We start from the raw sequence: 26,687 nt of genomic DNA on the forward strand, positions 1-26,687 counted from the left end.
CTATTGTGAATTTTTCATATGTTGAAATATTATAACTTATTCGTTATTTCTTTTAAATTGAACGTAGATTGCCTATTTTTCGTATTTTCTCAATATCTTCGTCGTTTTTTATAAATTTAGTCGCTTATAAGAAGGGATATTTCCTGGGATTTTTCCTCTTTCATCCTTTGTCACCCGTTCCGTTTCGGACTAAGCTGACGTATAGACATTATCCCCTAAAATTTTTCTCAGCCCCTGATCCGAAAGTTGTTGTGAATTTTTCATATGTTGAAAATATTTTATGTTATTCATAAAAAAGCCGCCATATGGCGGCTTCGCTAATATTTCTGATTTAAGTCCGGCCAGTCCAATCTGCTCCGGCGATTTCTTTCCATCGTGCTCTAATTTCATCATACAATTCCTGTGGGAGTTGCCCTTTAGCCACAAGATCAGCATTTTGCTGCCAGCGATTGGGCTTGGCTGTTCCTACAATAGCTGTGTCTACACCTTCGGTACTTAGCGTAAAACGCAGTGCTGTTTCCACCGCTACCTGGGCATCTTCACCCAGAAAACCATAGTTCAGTTCACTTAAGCGCTTCCAGTATATAAATGGATAAGCCTCTTCTGAAAGTGTATCATACGTCCAGGCCGCATTGGCAATTGGTCTTTTGGCGATGACACCCATGTTTCTTTTTCTTGCCTCAGGCAACGTAAGATCAATTGCTTCCTGATCTGCGATATTTAATGAAGTCTCCAGGCTGTCAAATACTCCGGTCTGAATCGCATATAGCGCATCTGTTGTATCCCCACTGTATCCGATAAACCTGGTCCTACCTGATTCCTTGGCACGCTGTAGCACTTCGATCACTGCTCCTTGTCGGAGTACTTCTTCGGAGCAGCTATGCAAATGGATAACATCCACATAGTCCGTTTTCAGCCTTTTCAGACTACGGTCAATCGTTTGCTCCAGTACTTTGGCATCCCAATCCGGACCTTCGATCCCGGCAGCATGTCCACATTTGGTGAACAAATAGTAGTCATCACGCCGATGTGACAACACCTCGCCGATTAATTCCTCGCTGTCACCGTAACATTCAGCCGTGTCTATCACGTTTAATCCAGCATCCAGGGCACTATTCAGCAATGTTGCTACATCCGTTTTGGATACATTTTTTCCTATTTCCGCTCCGCCAAATCCAAGTGTACTTACGTTCATGCCAGTATTACCGTACTTGCGCGTTTCCATGGTTATCTTCCTCCAAGTTCAGTGAATTGGGTACAGATAAATAGAAATACAGATTAACTTCAACTTCCCTTATGTTATTACCCATGATTTGGTTATGCCACCCACTTTTCCAAACTGCAACCAACTTCATTTATTTAAAAGCCATAAATGGACATTCCACCGTCAACCAATAACGTCTGACCCGTTATGTATCCCGCTGCATCTGATGCCAGGAATACAACCGGCCCTACCACTTCTTCCAGTTCTCCCACTCGCTGTAACGGTGTACGGCTTACAATTTCCTGCAAATAATGGGGATCATCCAGCAACTTTTCAGTCAAAGGTGTTCGGAAATACCATGGCCCTACTGAATTGACACGGATTCCATACTTGCCCCATTCCAGTGCGAGAACTTTGGTCATATGAATTAATGCAGCTTTGGTCGCACCATATACAACCCCTGTCCGCAAAGCCGTATGCCCACCTACCGAAGAGATGTTAATGATCTTCCCAGTCCCACGTTCTTTCATATGCTGTCCCGCTAATTGCGAAGCGAAGAAAGCCGATTTTAAGTTTGTCTGCATGATGGTCTCCCACTGCTCGTCTGTTACTTCAAGTGCTGGTGTCCGTATGTTCATACCTGCGTTATTCACCAGAATGTCCAGGCTACCCATCTCCGAGATCGCCTCTTGAAACGTCTCTTCCATTTGTTCTTTTGATGTCACATCCGCAGTCAGAGCGAGCGCTTTACGCCCTGTCTGTTCATAGATGTAGGCTGCTGTCTCCTCAATTTCTTTCATCGTTCGGGATACAAGTATAACGTCACTGCCTGACTGGGCAAGTCCAATCGCAATTGCTTTTCCGATCCCTCTCCCTGCACCTGTCACCAGTGCTGTCTGTCCATCGAGATGGAATGTGGGTACGTTCATGTCACTCACTCCTTCATCAGATTCTTTATTTCAGCATTCAAGCAGAATGCTTTATATGTAGGTAAACCCCGATGGGAATCAGGTTACAAAATACTGGCTTGGATTGCCCAGTTCCGGATGGAACTTTTCTCGAAAGCGGCCTCCGGTATAATCCCCTATAATTTTTCGCCAGAACGCCTGGGCAATGACATTGTTACGAACCTGGGTCACTTTCCATCTTCCTGGAAAACGTTTGAACAGTTCATAGGCTGCCCGAGTACCCACTCCACTGCGCCGATATTTTTGCATCACAAAAAACTCAGTCAAATAGTAGTCATTATCCTTACTACCAGGCTCCAATTTCTCCACCAGAGCAAACCCTGCAGGTGCCCCATCACTTGTAATCAAAAAAGGAAACTTGCGGTCCTTTTCTGCCCAGAATGCCTCCAGACCGGGATATTCCGGAAAAATGCCGTTACTGTCCACATCAATATTCAGGTATTTGGTAAAATCATATAAATAAAATTGCATTAAATGCCGAATCACCTGACTGCGTTCCCGGGGAACCAGTTCTATTTTCATATTCATCCGGTTCACCTCCTCTGCTTTACGTATACTAATTACTTTAAAGGTTTACGCGCCGAAGGGCAAGGAAGCATACCCTACTTACTGCATGCTTTGGTGAACAAGCTGTGAGCATGTAAATTATGGTACACTAGAGCATAGAATACTATTAAATTGAATATTCATTTTATATGTTTTTCACATGGAGGTGTCGAACTTGACCAACGTGCAAAAAGAGATTGATCGACGCAAGCTGGATGACAAACTACCTTCCATGCCTTGGTTCGTTCAGCAATTCATGGACTACAAGCTGCCTGACCTGTCCCCCTCTACCCTACTCGAATATCTGAGAGATTACGAAGCTTTCTTCGGATGGTTGCGAGCAGAAGGGCTGTCCGAGGCAAGCTCTAATAAAGAAGTTACCTTGACTGAACTGGAAGTCCTTCGCATGGATTCGGTTACCGCCTATCGGTTATTTCTTACAACCAAACGGGAAGGAACCAATTCCAGAATTACCGTATCTCGCAAGCTCTCTTCCCTTCGCTCCCTTTTTCATTACCTGAGCCAGATTGCGGAAGATGAAGACTTTTATCCTTTGCTGAAGCGGAACATTATGGCCAAAATCGAGATCAAGCGTACCCATAAACCCAAGGACACCGCTGCCAAACTCAAAGGTAAAATTCTGGAGGAAGAGGAACTGCTGGAATTCATCGGCTATATTCTTGAAGGTTACGCTGTCGATATGGAGAAGAATAAGCAGGCCCTATACTCCCATGAAATCAACAAAGAACGGGACGCCTGTATTGCCAGCCTGATTCTGAATTCCGGCTTACGGGTGTCGGAAGTTGTGAACCTGAACGTCGATGATCTCGATCTGAACAACAAACTCCTGTATGTTTATCGCAAAGGTAACAATGATGAGACGTACAAAACTCCCGTTTATTTCAGGGAACAGGCCAAGGACGAACTCGCAACTTATATGAACCTGCGGCAATCACGTTACCGTACACCCAAGCGGGAGAAAGGTCTGTTCATTGCTTTGCGTAACGGAGATTCAGAAGGCAGTCGAATGACCAAAAGAGCGATCCAGGCCATGATTATGAAATATGCCAAGCGCTTTGGTAAACCCTACTTGACCGTGCACAAATTACGCCATTCATTCGCAACCGACTATTATTTGCAAAATGATATTTACAAAACAAAAGAGCAGCTTGGACACGCTTCTACGGAAACAACCGAGATCTATGCTCACCTTACCGACAAAACGATGTCCGAAGCCATTGAACGTCGTACCGACGAAGGGATGTAACATCCCGAACATAATAAAAGCAGCAAACCGCATCAAGGATTTCGATCCGAGAAAGGTCTGCTGCTTTTTTGTTTTTTTTGCATCATTCAAGGAGAAGAGCATAAGTAGAAATAATTATAGTTTACATAATAAATATTACGTTGTATTAAAAAGAATCAATCACGCTCTCTGTAAATTCAATCATATCCAGCGATCATAATATCCTACTTTTTTAACGTTTCTACGATTAGACTTCACCATTCTGCCTTCACTTGCTTTCAACCATCGCTAACAACGCTTTGGCTATATCCTCCGTTTCATGAACCGAGTACCATGTTATCTCTCTGCTTACGGCGCTCCGCTCTATAAACTGCTCTGAAGGTAGCCATGAGATTATACCCACTACCCCTTCAAGCTGATCAACCAAGGTCAGATCTTTCTCTTCTCGAACCATCACAAATTTGGGATAAGAAACATTCTTGAATCCTTCAACAACAATCCAATCATAATCCGATAGATAGCTCAGCATATCCTCCAGCTTGGTTGCCTGTCGCTCCATAATCGCAGTACGTTTCTCTGACATGATAACCACCGCCGAAGCCCCAGACTCTCCAAATCGATAAGAATCCGTTCCTTCTTGATCCATCTCAAAATGGTCATGACCATCATGCTTAATTGCTGCTACTTTAAGTCCCATAGAAGAAAAGTGCCCGATCAGCGCGGCTGTCAGGGTTGTCTTGCCTGTGTTTTTGTATCCAACAATCTGTATGATATGTGGCTTTGTATCACTCATTGTAGTCATCTACCACTACCTCACATGACCTGAGGGCAGTTTGAGAATACGTACCTGCTCACCCGCAGGAATGCCTTTTTTCTCAGGTGGAACAACAATCAGGCAATCACTGTCCTTAATGGTGATCATCACGCTGGATTCATCTACACGGGCGGCAGCCGGTATCGCGTACACCATGCCGTTGCGGATCTCTGTGCGTCCACGTACGAAACGTGTAAAATTATTAACTTTGGTGTACTCTTCTTCCAAGATCGCAGTCCATTCTTCCATATAAGGATGAGCATCCGCCTGCATGGAACGAATGGTTGGACGAACAAACAGACCAAAACCTACAAAACAAGCCCCCGGGTTACCCGAAAGTGCAAAAAGCAATTTATCTTTATATATAGCAGCTGTGGTCACACTGCCTGGTCGCATCGTCACTTTGTTAAACAACATCTCCACATGTTCTTCAAGCACAAGTTCGCCCATAATATCATAATCCCCGACGGATACTCCGCCTGTGGTCACCACGATATCATTATCTTGAATGGCTTCTTCCAGTTTGGCCCTTGCCGTATTCACATCGTCTGCAATAGAACCGTACATCACAGGCTCTCCACCTGCCTCTACAACCAGAGAGCGCAACATGTAACTGTTGCTATTCCGAATCCGACCTGGTTGTAATGGCTCATCTACATCAAGCAATTCCGTGCCGGTTGCGAATATCGCCACCTTTGGACGTTTAAATACAGGAACTTCTGCTATGCCAAAAGTAGCTAACACGGACTGCTCTCCTGCCCTGATGATCGTTCCTGCTTCGAGCAGTTGCTGTCCCTCTTGGACTTCCAGTCCGATTGGGGTGATATTAGCACCCGACAATATGTGCCGTTTCAATGCAATCCACTGTTCTCCATTCTCTACCTTGCTCTCGGTCATCTCCATCATAACTACCGCATCCGCACCTTCCGGAACCTGTGCACCCGTCATGATGCGAGCCGTCGTACCTGAAACAATGGTGTGATCCGAGGTGTAGCCGCAAGGGATTTCATCAATGACTCGAAACCAAACTTGATGATCACTCGATGCATTTATGGTATCTGTACTTATAATAGCGAATCCATCCATACCCGATCTCCGGAAGAATGGATACGGATGGGGTGCCTGAATCGTCTCTGCAAGTGTGCGGCCATGAGCAGATTCAAGGTGAACTTTCTCTATGGAGCCTACAGTAACTCTTGCAGCTATTTTGGCTTGGGCATCCGGTACCTGTACAGCTGTACGATTGAATTTGGCAGTTGTCATATCATGTGAATGTGAGTTCATTTTCAAAAGTATTCTTACCTCCTAAAGACTATCATCCTTTAAGAAAGTGTAGCCCGAATACAGTAAGATAACAAGTACATCACTTATTGATCCTGTGACAAATCTTATTTCTTACAGGTGTAACATTCCTTGACCTATGTTCAACATGAAAGGCATCTTGTCTGCCCATAATATAAGTGACAAAGGGAGGCGATGATCATGAGTAATCGATGTGAATTATGCGAAAGAGAACCTGTGAATACGACCATTCATCATCTTACACCCAAAGAAATGGGCGGAACATTTCTACCAACGGCCAACCTGTGCATCCCCTGTCACAAACAGATTCATTCGCTATACACCAATCGCGACATTGTAACCCTTGGTCTCACTGATCTGCAATCCTTGAGACAGGATGAACGAATGATTCCATTTATCCGCTGGATTCGCAAACAACCTGCTACAACGATTCCCCGCGTACGCAAGTCCAATCATGTTCGCAAATCGTAAACCAAAAAGAACAGTTCCAAGGTAAATGCGCGGATAGAGATAAATCCGTCATACCTTTTCCTGTTCTTTTTGGATTGAACTATATGTTGGGCAGCCAAGCTTATAATTAAATCATTATCTTCGCCTCTTAATTCGGCCGCCGCCCACTCTGGTTTTTGGTTTTTTGTAGGATTTCTTAGGTGAATCAAACAGCCCACCACTGCTCTTGTTGCGATCAATGGTTCCCTTACTCTGATCCTTGTTGCGGTTGAATAATCCTCCGCCAGATCCCACGCTTGAATCTTTATCGCTTCCGCGCCTTGTAATCGTACCTTTCCGATCAACAGTAATAGGTGGAGCAAGCTTCTTGTCATTACTTGTTGGTGCACGATAAGATCCTGCACTCGGTTTATACGTATCTTTATTGGTATATCCTCGATAGTTGCCATAACCTCGCCCGCCAAAAGAATCGAACAGATTACCAATTAATGTAGCGGTGAGGTAACCTTGTAAAAAAGATGAATCGTAGTTCTGCCGAACATATTCCTTGGAGTCCACCTCAACCAAGGTATCCTCCGGCTTGTTCGGGTCTTGTTGCAGGTGATAATACTCGTCCTGATACACGAGGAACATACGCTCTGTGTTCTCCGCCGATATCTGATCCGGTTGCCTTTGGTCAGACAATTCCTGAGCCACTTCCGGAACGGTACGGTCCGAAGCACGGTACACATAGGACGTTGAGTTACCACTGCCGTTAACCGATTCAAGCGGATATGTGTCCTGAACAGAAGGTGCTGCTCCGCACGCGGACAACAGAGACATGACAAGGCTGAGGACCAGCATTAATTTTAATCCATGTGCCAAGCGTTTTTTCATTGGAACCTCTCCTAGCTCGAACGAATCACTTTGATATCCGCAGGAAGAATGGACTCACCCTCATACAGTGTAAATCTTCTGTCTTGCCACTCCACGCGAAGAAGCATATTATCATCCGACTGATACTGCCATACCAATTGTTCTCCAGCCTGGCCATATGGAGTTCTACCTGCCGTTGATACCATGCCTCCATACTCTTCCTCCAGATGATATGCGCGTCCATCCAGGTCCAGCAATGTGGGCACCTCATCAGGTGCATCAAGCCTGCCATCAATTGGTGTATATAGGGCGTAACGTGTGAGTTCCCGTTCTTCGATATGCAAATATCGAAATGCGGTACCATCCTGCAGCGTGAGCACAACTGCATTTCGAGCACGATTTTGTACCCGACCAACGACTTCATAAGTGACCAGAGAAACCTCACAGATATCACCAGGTGCAAGCTGAAGCATCGTTTTCTCTGCCTGCGGTGGTTCAGGTTTCGTTAGTATTCCTTTAATTCGTTTCCATACACTCATGAGAATTACTCCTGTTCCTTATCTTATAAACAAGCTGCAATAATCAGTGCGCCCACGATATGTAAAGCGCCAGAGAACAATCCGTACCCTGTCTTCCCTTGCTGAATTCCCGTATCCAGATCCAGATTGGCCCATTTGCGAATCATAAAGTGTACAACACTCTCCAGAATCAACAAAATGATAAAGGATACAACGGAGACCAGCAGTGCTTCTCCCAGGTGACCGGCCGTAGAAATGGACGTAGCGAGTACATATCCTTGTGCAAATAATTTCATAACCATACGTGTAGTAACGGCCATATTGCCAGCCTTAACTTCAGCAAAATCCTTATATTTCGTGAACAGTGAATCAACATACATCAGGACAAACAGCAAAACCGAACCAGATCCGGTCCAGACCAGCATCGCCAAAATGTTCAAATCCATTTACACAGCCCCCACATATCAACATGAACCGCATTTAAAAGCGAAGGAGAAATACTCTTCTCCTCCGCTGGTTAACCTTGCTGACAACCAAGGTATTAGTTCTTATTATCGTACTGTTTCATCAATGCTGCGAGTTCGTCTTCAACAGCCTGATCTTTACCCAACTTCTCGAACTCTTCATCCAAAGATTTTCCTTTGGAAGACATTTCGTTGCTTGCTTCTGCCTGTGCTTCCATCTGCATCATCTTCTCTTCCATACGCTTCATACCAGCACTTGCGGTATCAGAGCCAAACCCATTCAACGCTTTGTTGATTTCCGTTTGGGCTTTTGCTGCATTGTAACGCGCTACCAGTGTTTCGCGTTTGTTCTTCATTTGAGTCAGTTGCTTACGCATCTCGTCGAGCTTGCCACGCAGGTTATCTGCAGAAGCCTTGTTTTGGTCATAGCTGGTTTTGTACTCAGCCATCTTCTCTTCAGCAACCTTTTTCTCTTCCAGAGCACGTCGAGCCAAATCTAGATTCTGAGCACGTGCCGCCGTATGCGCCTGCTCTTCACGTTTCTTCACAAGAGCTTCCTGCTCTTCGAACAACTGCTTGAATTTCTTCTCAATGGCGATCTGTTGAGCTACTGCTTTCTCCGCATCTTCCAGATCCTCTTGCATGTCACGGATATATTGGTCCGTCATCTTGATTGGATCTTCCGCCTTGTCAATAATGGCGTTGATGTTAGACATGGTTAGATCACGCAAACGTTTGAAAATGGACATTATGTTATTCCTCCTAGTCGATATTACATCGTATATAAACATACATACGTAACAATCTACAACTCGTTTCAATTTTAGCAAATAAAATCAAAACATTCGATGGCTCTTATGTCAGGAAGATCGTTTATCTTTGTTCAGATGATCCTCCATCAACCTCTCTGCAGTCTGCACGATTTCGTCGATCTGCATCCGCGTGATGGAATCAAAATGGATACCCATGATCACCGTAACGGTTACTTTCAGTTGCAAGGCTGCCTTTCGGGCAAGCCGCTCACACAGCTCTTGTTCTTTATGCCCGGGAATATGTACCGTCGTCCCGCTTACGCGCTCATGATCCACATAGAACGTGGCTACGGCGCCAATATGCGCCTTTCCTCCGGTAACGAGAAAAACCTTATCTTCTCCTGCTTCAATCACCTGTAAACGTATGGATTTCAAATCAGATGTACTCATACCCATCCACCTATCCTTTTCTATATGTTATATATGGAGGAATTATGGCTGTCATGAGCTAAATCCACAATGAAACTTCTCACACTGCGCATATTTTATGGAGCCCCCGGGTATACCAAGGAGAACGTCATTTTGAAAAAGGAGGCCGATATTATGCGCGTACGCCTCATTATGCTGATGGTTATCGTTATTTTTCTCGGGGGATCTCATGCTCCAGTTTCATCGCGGGATGTTTCAAGCCCGCCAGGTGAATCCGTATCAGGTTCGGATTCTGCGGAAGAAGAACAACTGACATTGGGACAATTACGTCAAAAATATGCCGATACGTTCAAAACCAATGGTCCTTCAACCAAGAAGGTTGCACTGACTTTTGATGATGTACCTGATCCACGGTTTACTCCACAAGTGCTGGATGTATTGAAGAAATACAATGTCAGAGCTACATTCTTCATCGTGGGTAGTCGTGCTGAGAAACATCCGGATCTAGTGAAACGCATCGTTAAGGAAGGGCATATGGTTGGTAATCACAGCTACAATCATCCTGAATTCAGTAAGCTGTCGATGAATGCCTTTCGCAAACAAATTTTACATACCGGGGATATTATTCAACGTTTGGCGGGATATACGCCCAAGATGATTCGGCCACCTTATGGAGACATTAATGAAGAACAGCTGAGATGGGCTGCCAAACAACATTATAGCATTGTGAACTGGAACGTAGACTCCCTGGACTGGAAAGGCCTTTCAAAGGAACAGGTGAAAGATAACATCCTCTCTGCCGTGAAACCTGGCTCCATCGTTCTGCAACATGCTGGAGGCGGTGTAGGGTCAAACCTGAACGGCACGATTGAGGCTTTGCCTGAAATTATTGAGGAACTACGTAATCGGGGATATGAACTGGTCACCTTGGACGAAATGCTGGGATTGCCCAAGGCCAAAGATTAGGATGACCGTGATAACAAATAATGAGAATATTAAAAGGGTGCTGTTCAATCGCGAATTAGCGACTGGCAGACACCCTGTTTGAATTCATTTTAAATGTTATTTTCTCTCTACTTCAGAATGTACAGCTCGATATCCTGAAAACCAAATGAGCTTACAGACTGTTTGCTACCCGGGATAAAGATATCAATCCGGTGACCCTTGATTGCACCGCCCACATCCCGCGCTGTGGCTACAAAAGCCTGTTTTGGCAATCCTGGATGGCTGTGACCAGTTACCAGTACTTTGGTTCCAAGTGGAATTACACTTGGATCAACTGCAATCGTACCCAGTTCAAGGTCATTTCCGAAATAATCGACTGCACCCCAGCCTCCATTTTCAGACGGATCTGCAGAGTATGCCGTTGCTTTTACGTTCACAGCTTTGCTGTAATCGAATGTTTTACCCCAGGCTTGAACAACTTTATTATCTGCGTTGACGTCCAAGCTTGCTGTAGTAACAGTCTTCGCTTGGGTCTTGCTCTCCGTTGCCGCAGCGTCTGCTACATTGTTTGCCTTACCGGGAATCGTAATTTTCAAACCACCATAAATGTTGTAAGCCGAAATGTCGTTGTTTGCTTTAATTAACGTGTTGAGTGCTACTCCATATTGTTTTGATAAGGTGTAGAAGGTATCCCCTTCTTTGGCCACATGAACTGAATCGGCGTGAGCCGGAACGGCTTGAATGAGCATTGCTGTTGTCATTAATGCTACTGCTGTTTTGGCTATACGTTTCTTGTTAATCATGGTCTTCCTCCCTCATTGTGCCTGCGAAGTTAGTTGTCGGATTCGGATGAGGAGCCCACCCTATAGGTTCTTCGTTACATTTGAAACGTTATGTACCCAATTCACCCCAAGCAGTGTGCTGTAGATCTTCCCCCTGCACAATCTGCATCGTTACATCCCCCGCACTCCCTGTCCGGAAGTTTCGGCAGAGTTCAATATATCACAATTTTGTAACCTGAACTTGTAGTAATTCTTACCAAATGGTTTTTAGCATGTAAGCATTTGTAAGAATACTGGTTAATTCAGAAAGTTTGGTTGACCCGATTCCTTTACATTTGGTAACAGAATAGTTACTTTTCCGAATCCATACGTCATTATTATCCATAAAAAATAGCGTTACCGACTCGAAGTCAGTAACGCTATTTGATCACATCGTTTAGAGTACTTTCGCAAGAAAATCACGTGTACGTGAATTTTTGGGTGCTCCAAACACCTCATCAGGTGTTCCCTCTTCCACAATAACCCCGCCATCCATGAACAAGATGCGGTCTCCCACTTCACGTGCGAAACCCATCTCATGGGTTACGATGACCATCGTCATTCCGCCTTCTGCAAGACGTTTCATGACATCCAGCACTTCGCCGACCATCTCAGGATCCAGTGCCGACGTAGGCTCGTCAAACAGCATCACATGCGGCTGCATGGCCAATGCTCTAGCAATGGCGATCCGCTGCTTCTGTCCACCAGACAGCTGATTCGGGAATGTATCTTTTTTATCGTACAAGCCCACGGTGTTAAGCAGATCAGCAGCAATTTTTTCCGCTTCCTGAGTGGATTGTTTCTTCACTTTAATTGGAGCAATCGTAATGTTTTGCTCTACCGTTTTGTGTGGGAACAGGTTGAAGTGCTGGAACACCATGCCCATTTTCTCACGAGTTGCGTTAATGTTATGCTTGGGGTCCGTGATTGACACGCCTTCAAAATCAATCTCTCCTGAGGTAGGCTGTTCCAGCAGATTCAGACAACGCAAGAACGTACTTTTACCTGAACCAGAAGGACCGATGACCACGACAACCTCACCTTTGCCAATCGTCACGTTTATGCCCTTAAGCACATCGTTATTTCCATAAGATTTGTGTAATTGTCTAACGTCTATCACTTGCACTCAACTTCCTTTCCAGTCGTCCCAGCAGCTTGGACAAAATGAACGTCATTACAAAGTAGATGGCTGCTGCAATCAAAAATGGACTCAAGCCTTGGTACGTAATGTTCTTGACTACACTTGCCTGATACATAATGTCCACCATACCGATAACGGAGATAATGGAGGATTCTTTGATGATAGTTATGAATTCATTACCGATCGCTGGTAATACAGCTTTGAAGGCTTGTGGCAATATGATATAACGCATCGCGGCGCCTCTTCCCATACCTAATGAACGCGCTGCCTCCAACTGACCACGATCCACACCTTGGATACCTGCACGGAAAATCTCCGCCAGATAGGCACCACTATTGATTGAAAGTGTAATGATACCTGCCTGAAGTGCAGTGAAGTTAATGCCAAAGCTCAGGGAAAAACCATAGTAAATAATCATCAACTGTACCAACATCGGTGTGCCACGGATCACTTCAACGTAAGCCGTACCGATCCAGCGCAAGATTGCAGCGTCATGCAAACGGAACAAACAGATGATCAATCCAATAATTACCCCGAAGATAACCCCAAGTGCAGACAACAGAAGTGTGTATCCTACACCTGTAGCATAGAAACTTTTGTACTCCCAGAATACTTGGAAAATATTTTGTGATTTGTTCGCTTTATCCGCCATCAAGAGGCTGGCGTCCGTCACCATCTGATTGATTTTATCTTCGCTTTTCAGTCGCTCCAGTGTTCCATTTACTGCAGCTAGCAGCTCGGTATTACCTTTACGAATCCCGATTGCCGCTTCTGCTTGCTCTTCGTCCGGAACAGCAGCAGCAAGTCCAATGATATCGTCCAGATAACCTACAGCAACGGTATCTTCAACGATTGCCGCGTCAATGCGTTTTGTTTGCAGTTGAAGCACGATATCCGAGATTTTATCCAGCGCAGTAAGCTTCGCTCCTGGAATACTCTGTCCGATCGTTTCCTGAATGGAGCCTTTCTGAACGCCAATCTTCGCATTTTCAAGTTCTGCCATGGTTGGATATTTGTCTTTATCCACATTGCGAACCATAATCACTTGTTTTGACTTATAATAGGTGTCGGAAAAATCGATACTTTTCTTCCGCTCATCCGTCGGCGTCATACCTGAAATCACCAGATCAACACGCCCGCTCTGCAATGAAGGCAGAAGACCGTCGAAGCCCATATCCTCAATCACAAGCTCAGCGCCAAGATCTTTGGCAATCTCTTTGGCGATCTCAATATCGAAGCCGACGATTTCATCTTTGCCATTAATCACTTTATGGAATTCATATGGTGCAAAATCGGCACTTGTACCGAGCACCAGCTTTTTACTGCTTGAATTATCTGTAGTTCCACTAGCAAGTGCCACAGGAACGGCAGTCGTCAGCAGAATAACAAAGGTCAACAGCATCATGGTGTAACGACTTATTAATTTCAACCTTTTTCTCTCCCCTTACAATACTTTGTATGCTTCTCATGTTGATGACTGAGTCATTATAAAGTACAATGCATGATTATGCAATGCATTTTGACAATACAAATCTTGACTTGTTTCTGAAAAAAATAAAGCAAACATGATATAATCAATGAATTATTTTCATTTTTGCATAAGGAGTTTACTAATGACAGCTAACAAATCACAAATTCTAACGGTTATTGATCAATATGCTTCCCGTTTTAAAACCATTTCATCATATATCGGTGCCAACCCCGAACTGGGAAATGAAGAGTATCTCGCTTCTGCCCGTTTGAAAGAAGAACTGCTCTTCCACGGTTTCACTGTAGAGGCTCCAATCCTTGGTCTGGAGACAGCCTTTATCGGAACCTATTCAGCCGCCAAACCAGGCCCTACCATTGCTTTATTGTGCGAATATGACGCCTTGCCGGAGATCGGTCACGCTTGTGGTCACCATCTGATCTGTATGATGAGTCTTGGGGCCGCTGTTGGGCTAAAATCTATTCTGGATGAAGTAGGTGGAACCATTAAAGTGTTTGGTACCCCCGCTGAAGAGACACGTGGTGCCAAAGTTCCGATGGCTGAAGCAGGTTTGTTCGATGACTGTGATGTCGCTCTCATGGCGCATCCATATTATGCCTACGAAAAGTCAGGCAGCTCACTGGCTATTGATGCAGTGCAATTTGAATTCCATGGCCGATCTTCACATGCCGCTGCAAGTCCGCACGAAGGTATTAATGCACTTGATGCTGTCATTCAAACGTTCAACGGAATCAATGCATTTCGGCAACAAGTTAAAAGCAGCGTTCGGATTCATGGTGTGATCAACAACGGAGGTCAGGCAGCAAACATCATTCCTGACTATGCTTCTGCGCAATTTTATGTACGGGCAGCAACTCGCAAAGAACTGAATATCCTCACAGAACGTGTGATTCAGATCGCTGAAGGTTCTGCTCTCCAGACAGGATGCAAGCTGGTGACATCCAACTATGAAACGTCCTATGACGAGATGGTTACCAATGAAGCATTCTCAGCTGCGTTTAGTCAAAATCTGATGGAACTTGGGATCCCGCAAGAAGAGATTGTGAGTGGTAATGATCACGGCTCTATGGACATAGGTAACGTTTCCCTGAAATGTCCTGCAATTCATCCCTACATTCGTGTTGTAGACGAGGTGCATACACTGCACTCCATAGCCTTCCGTGACCTTGCACTTCAGGAGCGTGCGCTGGATGGCATGATTCTGGGAGCCAAGGCACTTGCAACAACAGCCTATGACGTACTGAGCCAGCCAGAGCTGCTTCAAACCATCCGCACGGAGTTCGAGCAAGCTATTCGCTAAAATTCACTTTCAACATGTTATATAGGGGTGCCCTGAACAATCTTGAATTCCAAGCTGTTCAGGGCACCCTTTTTTCTAAATTAGCTGTAAGTATATTCAGCACAAAGCTGGAAATGCTGTGAAAGAAACCTTTGAAAACGATGAAAATAATACATTTTATTACAGTAAATGTGATTCGTTTGCTGGCTAACTTGGTTAATTATAACTATAAGTGCGTGTTCAAAAAGACTGGTTTTCATAACTTATCCTATATTCAGGAGGTGCTGTCATGCTGCTCGAAGCCATGTATCATGTTCCTCGTGACAAATGGGCTTATGCTTATAATTCGTCTACCATACATCTGCGCGTACGAACCAAACGTAATGATGTGCACTACGTGACTGCACTGACCGGAGATAAGTACGATTGGAACGGAACATACAAGGAAATTCAATTGGAGAAGGCTGCTTCTGATAACATGTTTGATTATTGGGAGGCTGCCGTCAAGCCACAATTCAAACGTCTCACTTATATATTTCGGATAACTGCCGGTTCAGAAGATGTTTTTCTTGCGGATAACGGAATTCATTATGAGACCCCCTATCCAACTGGAGGATATTATGAGTTCTCGTATATACATGAAATTGATGTGTTTAAGGTGCCCGAGTGGGCCAAAGAAGCCGTCTTTTATCAGATCATGACGGAACGGTTTGCTAATGGAGATCCCAAGCTGAATCCAAAAGAAACGCATGACTGGGGTGGCAAACCTGAGTTGGACAATTATTTTGGTGGAGATCTGCAAGGTGTGCTGGATCATCTGTATGACCTAACTGAACTTGGCGTGAACGCCATTTACTTTACCCCGTTATTCCAGGCCAATTCCTACCACAAATACGACACGATTGATTATAAAAAAGTCGACCCCCATTTCGGTGATAATGCCCTGCTTAAACAATTGACAGAAGAATGTCATCGCCTGGGTATACGTGTCATGCTTGACGCGGTGTTTAACCATTGCAGCGAAGACTTCCCTCCTTTTCAAGACGTTCTCCAGAATGGAAAAAACTCCAAGTATGCCGATTGGTTCCACATCAATGAATATCCGGTTCAGATCAAGGATGGTATACCAACCTACGATACATTTGGGTTCTATGGCAACATGCCCAAGTTCAATACAGCCAACCCTGAGGTTAAGGCATATCTACTTGATGTAGCTGAGTACTGGATCAAGGAAATTAAGCTGGATGGGTGGCGTCTGGATGTAGCAAATGAGGTGGACAACCATTTCTGGCGTGATTTTCGCAAGGTCGTTAAGGCAGCGAACCCTGAAGCCTATATTGTTGGTGAAGTATGGAGCGACTCCTTGACCTGGCTTATGGGAGATCAATTCGATTCCGTCATGAATTATCCATTTGCCGACAAAGTGCTTCAGTTCTTCTGTGGTTCAATGGACGGTTATCATTTTGCCAACGAGATGGGTTCACTGATTATGCGCTATCCGCAACAAACCAATGAAGTGATCTTTAATATGCTGTGCAGCCACGATACCCCACGACTGCTCACCCGGTTAGGAGAAGACAAACGCCGTTTAAAGTTGTCGGTTGTATTTCTTTTCACCTATATCGGTACACCTTGTATCTTCTACGGCGACGAAGTTGGGATTAGTGGTGATGCTGACCCGGATTGTCGAAAATGTATGGAATGGGACCCGGACAAGCAAGACAGAGAATTGTATGATTTCTATAGTCTGATGATCGATCTACGCAAAAGCAATGAAGCCCTGCGCAAAGGACGCTTCCGATTCCTCAAGGCTGATCACAATGATCCCTGTATCGTCTACGAGCGTGTGGATGACAACCTTCACTTTACCGTATGGATGAACAATACACCTCAAGATCGAACGCTCTCTCATCCTATGGAAACAAAAGACTGGAAAGACGCATTAACTGAAGAGCCTGTGTTTCCAACCGATGGAATGATGAATATTAAGCTTGACCCCTATGGGTACCGCATTTTGTATAGACAGCTTGATCCGACAACCATCCAACACTGCTGAGGTTTAAATTCTGAACAGTCATATAAAAGAAAAGAAAAACACTTCCACCGTCTCAGATGATACTTCATTCTGAACTTTGGAAGTGTTTTGTTTATTTGATTAAAAAAGCCACAGCATCATGTGCTGTGACTCATTCAAGACTACATCAATTTACAAGGTCAAGTGTGATCCGACGATAAATATCCATATATTCTTCAGCTGAGACATTCCAGCTGTATTCTCCGCCCATTGCATTTTTCACAATTTTCTTCCAGTGTTCTGGCTGTTTGTAGATCTCCTCAGCACGCCGAATGGTACTCATCATGTCATGAGCGTTAAAGCTTGTGAATGAGAAACCATTACCTTCTCCAGTAAACTCGTTATATGCCTGCACAGTATCGTTCAGACCGCCTGTTTCCCTTACGAGAGGCACACTACCGTACCGCAGAGCCAGTAACTGACTAATACCACACGGTTCGAATCTGGACGGCATCAGGAAGATATCACTGCCTGCATAAAACCGACGGGATAATCCGTCGTTGAACTTGATCTGTGCAGACATTTTAAGTGGATAACGATTCGCGGCTTCACGGAACCAGTGTTCATAGGACTGCTCCCCTGTTCCAAGTACAGCGAATTGAATATCATCATAATACAACAATTCATCCAGGATACGGCAGACCAAGTCAAGTCCTTTGGAATCCACAAGCCTTGTGACCATGACCATAAGAGGTGCATCAGGACGAACAGGAAGTCCAAGTTCCTTTTGCAGCTCAATTTTGTTTTCCGTTTTCTTGGACAGACTTGTTCTGTATTTCACCGGGATCTTGGTGTCTGTAGCCGGGTTGTAACTCTTGGTATCAATGCCATTTACAATCCCGCTGAATCGATCTCCAAGTGAACTAAGCAGTCCGTCCAGACCGTATCCGTAATAAGATGTTTTCACTTCCTGTGCGTAAGTTGGACTAACGGTTGTTACATGGTCAGCGTAGACAATTCCAGCCTTTAGGAAGTTGACATTACCGTAATACTCGGCTCCATCCACGGTGAAATATCGATCGTCCAGCTCAAGGATATCACTGAATAACTGATGCGGGAATACCCCTTGATACAACAAGTTATGTATGGTGAATACCGTACGAATATCACTGTAGAATGGATCGTGTCTGTAGTGTGCTTCAAGCACCAAAGGAATCATTCCTGCATGCCAGTCATGACTGTGCAACACGTCAGGCTTGAACTCAATCTGTGGCAACACTTCGAGAACTGCACGGTTGAAGAAGGCGAAACGCTCGCCATCATCCATATAACCGTACACTCCATCACGCCCAAAATAATACTCATTATCCACAAAATAAACTGGAATTCCATCATGAACCAGCATTTCTATTCCACAATAGGGCCTGCGCCAGCCAAGAGGCACATCCGTTGTAATTACGGGCTGTAACGCGTCTTTATACTCATCGGGAATCCCCTTGTACTTAGGCATAATCACCCGCACATCTGCCCCGCTCTTCTTCAATGCAAACGGGAGAGCACCGATTACGTCAGCAAGGCCTCCTGTTTTGATAAATGGATGTACTTCAGCAGCAGCAAATAGAATATTCATGCCTTTGTCCTCCTCTTCGGTTTGAGCGTGTTGCTTTCATTTTTATTCTTCGTTTTTGAACTGACGGAAGTTATACTCGCAGGTGATTCATCCGTTTTCCGACGTGTGTTCTTTTTTAGAATCACGATGCTAAGCGGAGGTAATACCAATTCGAGACTATGCGGATGCCCATGAAAAGGAATCTTTTCGGTAGGCAGTTGCATATCATTAGTAATGCCTGAACCGCCGTAAACGGAATGGTCACTGTTCAGAACTTCGGTATACATACCGGGACGCATGACACCAATCCGGTAACGCTCCCGCTTGACCGGCTGAAAGTTAATGAGCACAAGGAGTGTATCCGCAGGTTTTTTTCCTTTGCGTACGTATGAAATGACACTCTGGTCCTGATCATCCGGAGTGATCCATTCATAACCGTCTAGGGAATGATCAAGCTCCCACAAAGCTTTTTCACTCAAGTACAGGTTAGACAGCTCACGCTCAAACTTATGCAAATTGCGGTGACTGTCATAATCCAGTAAGAACCAATCCAGTTGATCCTCATCTTTCCATTCGATGAACTGGCCAAAGTCTCCACCCATAAACAACAGCTTTTTCCCTGGGAAAGTCATAAAATAGCCCAGAAAAGCACGCATGCCGGCAAATTTCTGCTCATAAGTTCCTGGCATCTTGTCGAGGAGCGACTTTTTGCCATGAACAACCTCGTCATGTGACAGAGGTAGCACATAATTTTCAGCAAAGGAGTATACGACCGGGAAAGTCAGCAAATGATGTTTGGAAGGACGCTCATGAAAATCAGATTCCATGTAATCAAGCGTATCGTTCATCCAGCCCATGTTCCATTTGTAGTTAAAACCCAGACCACCTTCATCTACAGGTAAAGTCACCATAGGCCATGCACTAGATTCTTCAGCCATCATCAACGCATAAGGGAAATATTTGAACACTGTCTCATTCAGCTGCTGCAAAAAGGCTACAGCTTCCTTGTTCTCAAGACCACCTTCATCATTGGTACGATATTGTCCTGGCTGCTTCTCAAAATCAAGCCGAAGCATACTCGTAACCGCATCAACACGGAGTCCGTCAAAATGATACATCTCCATCCAATATAATGCATTGGAGATCAGAAATGAACGAATCTCAGGTTTCGAGTAGTCAAAGCTAAGTGTGCCCCAGCCCGGCTTCTCTGCTAACATCGGATCTGCATACTCATACAAAGGCGTACCATCAAACATACGCAACCCATGAGCGTCTTTGGCAAAATGTGCAGGTACCCAATCCAGCAATACGCCAATCCCTGCCTGATGTAGTGTATCCACTAGATACATCAGATCTTTTGGATGCCCATAACGACTGGTTGGCGCATAAAACCCTGTGTTTTGGTAGCCCCACGAAAGGTCATATGGATGCTCACTGAGGGGCATCATTTCAACATGTGTATATTTCATTTCTAATAAGTAAGGAACAAGCAAATCAGCCATCTCGCGATAACTATAGAGGCTTCCGTCTTCATTGCGCTTCCAGGTTCCCATGTGCATTTCGTAAATATGTAGAGGTTTGTTATACATGGCACGTTGTTTGCGTCTCCAGGCTCCATCATTCCATTTGTACCCTTCGATTGAACTGGTGACAGAGGCTGTCTGAGGTCGAACCTCTGCTTGAAACGCATATGGGTCCGCTTTGAGCAATTCTGTTCCATCTTCCGTTAATATACGGAACTTGTATAAAGTTCCTTCGCTGATTTCCGGAAAAAAACGACTCCAAAATCCTGATTCGGGTATCTTATATAAAGGTTCCTTTTCGCCTTTCCATTCATTGCGGTCCAGAGCCAGTCCTACTTCTACGGCATTTGGTGCCCATACGGTAAAGCGATACCCCCGAAGGCCATCGCAAGTCTCAGGCTGCGCGCCCAACATTCGATAACTGTGATGAAGGTTACCTTCATGAAATAAATAAATATGCTCCGGCAATATGTCCGGGTGTGCTAACGGTTGAATGGCCAAGAGATCACCTTCTTCTCAAGAAAATAGATATAACAGTAACCATTACCCCAGTCTAGCCAAGTTGAAAAGAAAAATGCGGTGGTTTAGAAAATGTTGTCTTTTTTCTGAATTTTTACAGTAACAATCGTTTCATCTGCTCTACTTTGCGTTAATGATGTACTACAATGCACAATATTTTGGGAGGGAAACGATTATGTTTAATAAAGATTGCATCGCTATGCTGTTGGCGGGAGGAGAAGGGAAGCGATTAGCCCCTTTAACCTCGAGTATCGCAAAACCCGCTGTACCGTTTGGCGGGCACTACCGGATCATCGATTTTCCTCTCAGTAACTGCGTAAACTCAGGGATCGATACTGTAGGAGTATTGACGCAGTACCAAGCGGAATCTTTACACGATCACATCGGTGGAGGAGAACCATGGGGACATGGCAACTCAAGTGAGGCAGAAATATCCTTGCTTCCATCTTATCATACAGGAAATGACGAATACTTGGGAACGGCGGATGCTATTTATAAAAATATCGACTATATTGATCAACAAAACCCCGAAAATGTTCTAATTTTGTCGGGTGACCATATTTATCATATGAATTATCGCGATATGTTGGAGGCTCATCAAGCCAATAATGCCGCAGCAACGATTTCAGTTATGGAAGTTCCATGGGATGAAGCACATCGCTTTGGGATCATGGCTGCCGATGCTGATTTGCGTGTAACCGAGTTTGCCGAGAAACCGGCTGAACCAAAAAGTAATCTGGCTTCAATGGGCATTTACATGTTCAAATGGGATTATCTGAAACGCCATCTGTTGGAAGATGCCGCTAATCCTGAATCCAGCCATGACTTCGGTAAAGATGTGATTCCTCAAATGTTGAACGAAAATAATCCCCTCTTTGTCTATAACTTTAATGGTTATTGGAAAGATGTAGGTACGGTTAAGAGCCTATGGGATGCACATATGGATCTGTTACACAACGAGGAAGACTGGAGTCTGCAAAAAGAAAACTGGCCGATGTTTACTCGCGACTGGCGCTCCAAGCCAAGTGCTTACAAAGCAAGACATACAAAGATCGAACATGTTACTTCCATGATTCACGACTCTTGTGCAATCGAAGGTCGTTCAGAACGTTCCGTTATCTTCTGCGGTGCAGAAGTGGGTAAAGGCTCTGAGGTTAAAGACAGTGTTGTTATGCCTAACGCACGCATAGGCCGTGGGGTTCACATCGAACGCGCCATCATCGGTGAAGGTGCAATAATCAAGGACGGTGCAATCGTTAAAGGTACAGCAGATGAAATTGTGGTCGTTGGACCTAACGAGATCGTCTCTGCCAAACCGGCTGTCCGTACGCAACCTGTTCGTATGTTGAAAGAAGTATATGAGAAAAGTGGACGCCTGCGCACTGGCGAACTTTCTTCATAAGAATATGCAAAAAAGGTGAGCCTTGGATGGCTCACCTTTTTTTGGTGTTGATGTTGATATGGAAGTTATAAAGCGTACATGCTCGATCATCAGGTAGAAAAATCGCTTATCTTTTAAAACCTTAAGACTTTTCTAGATCTGATTTTGTATCGCTTGCTGTTCGCTCATCTGTGACTTCAGCATCACCAGACGCGGTTACAGGTTCTTCTGGACCCATCTCCGCAGCCACAGCCGGTAACGTAACCGTAACGGTTGTCCCCGATCCGAGTTCACTTTGCATCGTGATCGTTCCCTCATGCAGTTCTACCAGTTCCTGCGTAATCGCAAGACCCAGTCCCGTTCCCCCATTTTGATGATTCACCTGGAAGAAGCGGTCCCGTACTTTAATTAAATGTTCTTCACTAATTCCGATACCGGTGTCCTGAACAGCTGCAATGATCTGACCATTCTCCTCTTTGACCGACAAGAAGATCCAGGAATTCTCATGTGAAAATTTGATCGCATTATCCACAACATTCAGGAAGACTTGTTTCAGTCTGTTACCGTCTCCATGGACATTATAAGCACGAGTCTCGTCCGTTTCCAACTTGAGATGGACCTGTTTTTGTTCCGCTTTGGCCCAGACATTCAACATCGTTTCCTGTACAATTTCACGAATGTTGACGGTTCCTTTGACCAGCTTCATCTGATTCTGCTGCAATTTGGAAAAATCCAGCATCTCTTCAACAAGTCCAATCAGTCGTTCGGTTTCCTTGGAGATAATACCCATACCGATACGGGTCTCTTCCGGATCATAACCGCCTGAATCCAGTGTCTCGCTCCAGCCTTTGATACTGGTCAGAGGTGTTCTTAATTCATGTGAGATCGAAGAGATAAAATCATCTTTGATCTGATTACTGCGCACGATTTCATGTGCCATGAAGTTAAGTGTTGATGCCAATTCGCCCAGTTCGTACTTATAATTCCCCTTAACCCTGACATCCAGCCGTCCTCTAGCCATTTGGGCAGATACTGCGGTGATGTTGTTAATTGGACGTACGATGGAATTTGCCATACCAATACTGATGATCAACACTATAGCAAGCACGCCAACACCGACGGCAGCGGCGAGTAGTCCCATATTCAACAGCTTTGAATTCACATCTTCAAGTGATGTCAGATATCGAATAACATAAGTATTTTCGCCGCCCAGATCAAACTTGTGTGAAACGGCCATGACGGATTCTCCAGTACCTGGTTGTCTTCCAATCCAGCGTCCCATATCCCCATTCAGAGCCTGCATAATATCACTGGTTTGCAGCACAGCACGGTCAGATTCAAAAGCAGTCGAACTCGCCAATACGCGCCCGTTCAGATCCAAAATTTCCAATTCAGTATTGGACAATGCCAAGTTCACAAGGAGTCTAGACAGATTATTGCCATCCTCCGTAGTATTCTCACGAGCGATCGGCTCGAAAAAGTCCTTTGAATTAGAAATGTGGGTACTAATCGTATTGTAGATACTCTCATAATAATACCTTTGAACTGCCAACATAAATACGAATTCGACCAACAGCAGAGCGAGAAAAACTACAAAGAAATAATGTAGTACGATCTGCCGAGTAATGCCTTTTTTAATCATTGCTCCCGGCCCTTCCATTTGTACCCGTGACCCCATACAGTCTGCAGGTATTCGGGCTCGGAAGGATTGTTCTCAATTTTCTGACGCAGACGACGAATGTTGACATCCACAATTTTGGGATCACCCATGTACTCTTTTCCCCATACGTGATCTAACAATACATCGCGGCTGAGCGGTGTATTTTCTTTTTCCAGGAAAAACTGAATCAAGGAAAACTCCGTTGGAGTCAATTCAATCGCTTCATTCTGTTTCTTGAATTGCTTCGAGATCAGGTCCAGTGAAAATGGCCCGGACTGGAACGTAACCTTTGCCGCAGTTTCCCGATGCACGTTCACCCGGCGTAACAATGACTGAATACGTGCAATCAACTCTGTTGGGCTGAAAGGCTTGCTGACGTGATCATCTGCACCAACGGAGAGTGCGTACACTTTATCCTGTTCCTGCACTTTCGCTGTCAAAAAGATGATGCCCAGACGTTCATTGGTTTCACGGATGCGTCGACACACCTCAAATCCATCAATACCTGGTACCATAACATCCAGCAGAGCCAGATCAATATCCGGTACTGTCTGCAGTATGCGAAGCGCTTCATGACCGTCACCCGCTTCAAGCACTTCGAATCCGTTTCTCTTTAAATTAATCACTATAAAACTGCGGATGGATTCTTCATCCTCAAGAATAAGTACTTTACTCATTAAGTTCTCCCTTTCTATTCAGCTGAGAAGTATTGCTCAGTGCATCTTTACCCGCCTCTGATTGTGCTACCCGTGAAGCAATAACCCGATCTTTGGTACGCGTAATTTCCTTCCAGCTTTTACCCTTCTCCTGTTCCCACTTGGAAAGGGTGAAATATTTGATCTCTGCTACGGTTTCGTCCGTATCAATCATTTTAAATCGAATATATTTTTCCTTCTCCGATTTGGTGTCAATAGTGATCTTACCGTACCACTCTGGCTTGAGATTTAGATGGAATAAATCAGCATCATCTCGGAATTGGAATGAGACAAATTTCTTGCTATCTTTGCCATCCCACTGATAATAGGTGTAAAACCACAACCGAGAGTCAAATACGTAATGCTCCCAACCTTTTGGAGTCTCTTTGAGCCCAAACTCAATAATACCATCATTATCAACATCACCGCTTAAAATTTTGTCATCTCTATACGTTTGATCCGGTGATTTGAAAGCATTGACTAACTTGTTATCTTTAACATACATAATTTGCGAGAAGGAACTCCGATCATCCAGCTCGGCATCCAGTACAATGCCCATCTGTCCTTTGGCAATCTCTCCGCCCAGAGCATTATAAACTTCTTTAACGGTATAATCGGTCTGCACCCGATCAACTTCCTTGAAGCTGCCATCTTCGTACTGGTATAACGCAATCGTTGCAAAACCGCTGTTGTTCAGCGAAATGATAACAAAATCACTTTTACCATCTCCGCTCAAATCCAGCGTGTTCCCCTGCGCATCATCAATGATATATTGATTATACGGAACTCCACCCAAGACCTGCTCCAGTGCCCCGCCCTTGTAGGAATATGCAGTCAGGGCTTTCTGCTCCTGCAGGCTTACACCAAGAATAATATCCGGATTTCCGTCATTCGTAATATCCAATACTTTAAAGGATTGCAACTCATTTCCCGGCACATCAAATGTAAGTTTTTTAACCCATGTGCCTCCCTGCTCTTCCAAAATCATGCCATGGATTCGCACATTCTCATTTGGTGTCTCATAAAAAACAATCGCTTCCCGAGTTCCATCCCCATTCAGGTCTTCCACCCGAATCATGCTGGTATTATTCATATCCTTGGGACGAATCAATGTACTCTCTGGCGGCAGTTTAACCTGAACCACGTTGTACAGTTTCTCCTTATCGGTGGACATCATTGGTTTTCTCATCAAACCCTTGGGGTCACTTATGACTGTGCATCCGCTTAGAACAGAACCAAGCATAATTGCCATAGTTCCTGCTGCTACAAAGCGTCCCCACCGTGAATTAAACAATCTCATCACTCTTTTCAATAGTTTAAATCTGGTTTTTTTCTTGCTGTGTCAGTCTTCGTCCACGAATATCAAAAGCAATCTTGCCTTCTGCCAATCCCCAGATCCGTGTGGCATGTTTCTCAGCAAGTTCAATAGGCAGTACTGCAATGACTGTTGCACGTTCTTCTTCACATAATTTGCGCAGCGTTTCCAGCACCGAATCTGCTGTGTGAGGGTCAAGACCAATCACTGGTTCATCCGCCAAAACGACTTTGGCACCGTGAGCAAGTGCTCTTGCAATAGCAACACGCTGCTTCTCGCCACCACTGAGCTTCTCTGCTATTTGATGTGCTTTATCAAGTAATCCCAATCCTTCGAGATAATCCATAGCACCCATATAATCATCGGAACGTACCATACCGGTTACCATTCTCCATACAGGAGTCTGACCTGATCGTCCGATTAATACATTTTTAAGAGCCGTACGTCTAGGAAATAATTCTGGATTTTGTTCCAAGTATGCCCATTCCCGTTTGATTTTCCGTTTTCCGGACCAGCCTTCTTTCAAAATCTCGGCGCCATCCACCGTAAACCGGCCGGAATCCCATTTTTCCATCATGGCCAAACATTTAAGCAACATGCTTTTACCGCTACCGCTTGAGCCAACTACAGCTATCATTTCACCCTGTTGCATATCAAATCGAATATCCCGCAGAACGGGAACGCGGTCCACGCCAACGGATTTACTCAAGTTCTCTACTCTGATCATCGCGATGTCTCCTCTTGTCCA

General features: G+C 44.6%; 25 protein-coding genes and 1 riboswitch. Of the genes, 6 read left to right on the forward strand and 19 right to left on the reverse strand.

Translation table 11 applies throughout. The features are described 5' to 3' along the window. Positions 1-331: 331 nt before the first annotated feature. The 3 genes from MHI55_RS18050 to MHI55_RS18060 all read right to left on the reverse strand — a co-directional run bounded on the left by MHI55_RS18050 (position 332) and on the right by MHI55_RS18060 (position 2,700). The gene (locus tag MHI55_RS18050; RefSeq protein WP_340030565.1) at positions 332-1,225 is read right to left on the reverse strand and encodes an aldo/keto reductase; all 894 of its coding nucleotides are present in this window, start codon (positions 1,223-1,225) and stop codon (positions 332-334) included. Between the two features lie 134 nt (positions 1,226-1,359). Next, entirely contained in the window at positions 1,360-2,133 is a 774-nt protein-coding gene (locus MHI55_RS18055; RefSeq protein WP_036613702.1) for a glucose 1-dehydrogenase, read from the reverse strand. Between the two features lie 78 nt (positions 2,134-2,211). After that, a complete protein-coding gene (locus MHI55_RS18060; protein ID WP_036613700.1) occupies positions 2,212-2,700 on the reverse strand; it encodes a GNAT family N-acetyltransferase in 489 nt (162 codons plus the stop codon). Positions 2,701-2,878: 178 nt separating this feature from the next. Here MHI55_RS18060 and xerS point away from each other — a divergent pair, with 178 nt between their 5' ends. Next, a complete protein-coding gene (gene xerS, locus MHI55_RS18065) occupies positions 2,879-3,985 on the forward strand; it encodes a tyrosine recombinase XerS (RefSeq protein WP_036613698.1) in 1,107 nt (368 codons plus the stop codon). A gap of 247 nt (positions 3,986-4,232) precedes the next feature. Here the strand turns inward: xerS and mobB are convergent, their stop codons facing one another. Together mobB and glp are read right to left on the reverse strand one after the other, a co-directional pair. Continuing rightward, positions 4,233-4,766 carry a molybdopterin-guanine dinucleotide biosynthesis protein B gene (mobB, locus tag MHI55_RS18070; RefSeq protein WP_051449961.1) on the reverse strand — a complete coding sequence of 178 codons (534 nt, stop codon included), beginning with the start codon at positions 4,764-4,766 and terminating at the stop codon, positions 4,233-4,235. Positions 4,767-4,772: 6 nt separating this feature from the next. Beyond that, complete coding sequence (glp, locus tag MHI55_RS18075) at positions 4,773-6,062, reverse strand: gephyrin-like molybdotransferase Glp (RefSeq protein WP_036673991.1); 1,290 nt, start codon at positions 6,060-6,062, stop codon at positions 4,773-4,775. A gap of 198 nt (positions 6,063-6,260) precedes the next feature. Between glp and MHI55_RS18080 the strand changes: the two genes are divergently transcribed. Further along, positions 6,261-6,551 (forward strand): HNH endonuclease, encoded by a 291-nt coding sequence (locus tag MHI55_RS18080; RefSeq protein WP_156946171.1) that lies wholly within the window; start codon positions 6,261-6,263, stop codon positions 6,549-6,551. Between the two features lie 114 nt (positions 6,552-6,665). Here the strand turns inward: MHI55_RS18080 and MHI55_RS18085 are convergent, their stop codons facing one another. The 5 genes from MHI55_RS18085 to MHI55_RS18105 form a co-directional block, all read right to left on the reverse strand. Continuing rightward, entirely contained in the window at positions 6,666-7,406 is a 741-nt protein-coding gene (locus MHI55_RS18085) for a DUF4247 domain-containing protein (protein WP_017688102.1), read from the reverse strand. Between the two features lie 11 nt (positions 7,407-7,417). Then, complete coding sequence (locus MHI55_RS18090; RefSeq protein WP_076317633.1) at positions 7,418-7,924, reverse strand: DUF4178 domain-containing protein; 507 nt, start codon at positions 7,922-7,924, stop codon at positions 7,418-7,420. A gap of 23 nt (positions 7,925-7,947) precedes the next feature. Continuing rightward, entirely contained in the window at positions 7,948-8,349 is a 402-nt protein-coding gene (locus tag MHI55_RS18095; RefSeq protein WP_036613690.1) for a DUF350 domain-containing protein, read from the reverse strand. A gap of 95 nt (positions 8,350-8,444) precedes the next feature. Further along, positions 8,445-9,116 (reverse strand): PspA/IM30 family protein, encoded by a 672-nt coding sequence (locus tag MHI55_RS18100; RefSeq protein WP_036673811.1) that lies wholly within the window; start codon positions 9,114-9,116, stop codon positions 8,445-8,447. A gap of 111 nt (positions 9,117-9,227) precedes the next feature. Next, complete coding sequence (locus MHI55_RS18105) at positions 9,228-9,569, reverse strand: hypothetical protein (RefSeq protein WP_036673812.1); 342 nt, start codon at positions 9,567-9,569, stop codon at positions 9,228-9,230. Positions 9,570-9,722: 153 nt separating this feature from the next. On the opposite strand from MHI55_RS18105, the gene MHI55_RS18110 reads away from it, so the two are divergent. Next, a complete protein-coding gene (locus MHI55_RS18110; RefSeq protein WP_339186899.1) occupies positions 9,723-10,514 on the forward strand; it encodes a polysaccharide deacetylase family protein in 792 nt (263 codons plus the stop codon). A 107-nt stretch (positions 10,515-10,621) separates the two neighbouring features. Here MHI55_RS18110 and MHI55_RS18115 read toward each other — a convergent pair whose 3' ends face one another. From MHI55_RS18115 to MHI55_RS18125, 3 genes are all read right to left on the reverse strand, one after another. Continuing rightward, complete coding sequence (locus MHI55_RS18115) at positions 10,622-11,296, reverse strand: 3D domain-containing protein (RefSeq protein ID WP_036673815.1); 675 nt, start codon at positions 11,294-11,296, stop codon at positions 10,622-10,624. Between the two features lie 2 nt (positions 11,297-11,298). After that, positions 11,299-11,493: riboswitch (cyclic di-AMP (ydaO/yuaA leader) on the reverse strand. Positions 11,494-11,711: 218 nt separating this feature from the next. Continuing rightward, a complete protein-coding gene (locus MHI55_RS18120; protein ID WP_036613682.1) occupies positions 11,712-12,434 on the reverse strand; it encodes an amino acid ABC transporter ATP-binding protein in 723 nt (240 codons plus the stop codon). Beyond that, the gene (locus MHI55_RS18125) at positions 12,421-13,884 is read right to left on the reverse strand and encodes an ABC transporter permease subunit (protein WP_083677436.1); all 1,464 of its coding nucleotides are present in this window, start codon (positions 13,882-13,884) and stop codon (positions 12,421-12,423) included. Before MHI55_RS18125 ends, MHI55_RS18120 begins: the two co-directional genes overlap by 14 nt. A gap of 184 nt (positions 13,885-14,068) precedes the next feature. Between MHI55_RS18125 and MHI55_RS18130 the strand changes: the two genes are divergently transcribed. Further along, a complete protein-coding gene (locus MHI55_RS18130) occupies positions 14,069-15,244 on the forward strand; it encodes a M20 family metallopeptidase (protein ID WP_036673816.1) in 1,176 nt (391 codons plus the stop codon). A gap of 268 nt (positions 15,245-15,512) precedes the next feature. Then, entirely contained in the window at positions 15,513-17,279 is a 1,767-nt protein-coding gene (locus MHI55_RS18135) for an alpha-glycosidase (RefSeq protein WP_339186898.1), read from the forward strand. A gap of 145 nt (positions 17,280-17,424) precedes the next feature. On the opposite strand, the gene glgA is transcribed toward MHI55_RS18135, so the two are convergent. Together glgA and glgB are read right to left on the reverse strand one after the other, a co-directional pair. Continuing rightward, the gene (glgA, locus tag MHI55_RS18140) at positions 17,425-18,867 is read right to left on the reverse strand and encodes a glycogen synthase GlgA (protein WP_340386554.1); all 1,443 of its coding nucleotides are present in this window, start codon (positions 18,865-18,867) and stop codon (positions 17,425-17,427) included. Then, positions 18,864-20,870 (reverse strand): 1,4-alpha-glucan branching protein GlgB, encoded by a 2,007-nt coding sequence (gene glgB / locus MHI55_RS18145; protein WP_340386556.1) that lies wholly within the window; start codon positions 20,868-20,870, stop codon positions 18,864-18,866. The genes glgA and glgB overlap by 4 nt, the downstream gene beginning before the upstream one ends. A 193-nt stretch (positions 20,871-21,063) precedes the next feature. Here glgB and MHI55_RS18150 point away from each other — a divergent pair, with 193 nt between their 5' ends. After that, the gene (locus tag MHI55_RS18150) at positions 21,064-22,290 is read left to right on the forward strand and encodes a glucose-1-phosphate adenylyltransferase (protein WP_339186896.1); all 1,227 of its coding nucleotides are present in this window, start codon (positions 21,064-21,066) and stop codon (positions 22,288-22,290) included. A gap of 121 nt (positions 22,291-22,411) precedes the next feature. On the opposite strand, the gene MHI55_RS18155 is transcribed toward MHI55_RS18150, so the two are convergent. From MHI55_RS18155 to MHI55_RS18170, 4 genes are all read right to left on the reverse strand, one after another. Then, positions 22,412-23,911, reverse strand: coding sequence for a HAMP domain-containing sensor histidine kinase (locus MHI55_RS18155; RefSeq protein ID WP_339186895.1), 1,500 nt, complete (start codon positions 23,909-23,911; stop codon positions 22,412-22,414). Next, complete coding sequence (locus MHI55_RS18160; protein ID WP_017688086.1) at positions 23,908-24,606, reverse strand: response regulator transcription factor; 699 nt, start codon at positions 24,604-24,606, stop codon at positions 23,908-23,910. The genes MHI55_RS18155 and MHI55_RS18160 overlap by 4 nt, the downstream gene beginning before the upstream one ends. After that, positions 24,599-25,813 carry a hypothetical protein gene (locus tag MHI55_RS18165; RefSeq protein WP_143780983.1) on the reverse strand — a complete coding sequence of 405 codons (1,215 nt, stop codon included), beginning with the start codon at positions 25,811-25,813 and terminating at the stop codon, positions 24,599-24,601. The genes MHI55_RS18160 and MHI55_RS18165 overlap by 8 nt, the downstream gene beginning before the upstream one ends. Positions 25,814-25,940: 127 nt before the next feature. Then, positions 25,941-26,666, reverse strand: coding sequence for an ATP-binding cassette domain-containing protein (locus tag MHI55_RS18170; protein ID WP_036613671.1), 726 nt, complete (start codon positions 26,664-26,666; stop codon positions 25,941-25,943). Positions 26,667-26,687: the final 21 nt, after the last annotated feature.

This window comes from Paenibacillus sp. FSL E2-0151 (assembly GCF_037993015.1).
Classification (GTDB): Bacteria; Bacillota; Bacilli; order Paenibacillales; family Paenibacillaceae; genus Paenibacillus; species Paenibacillus amylolyticus.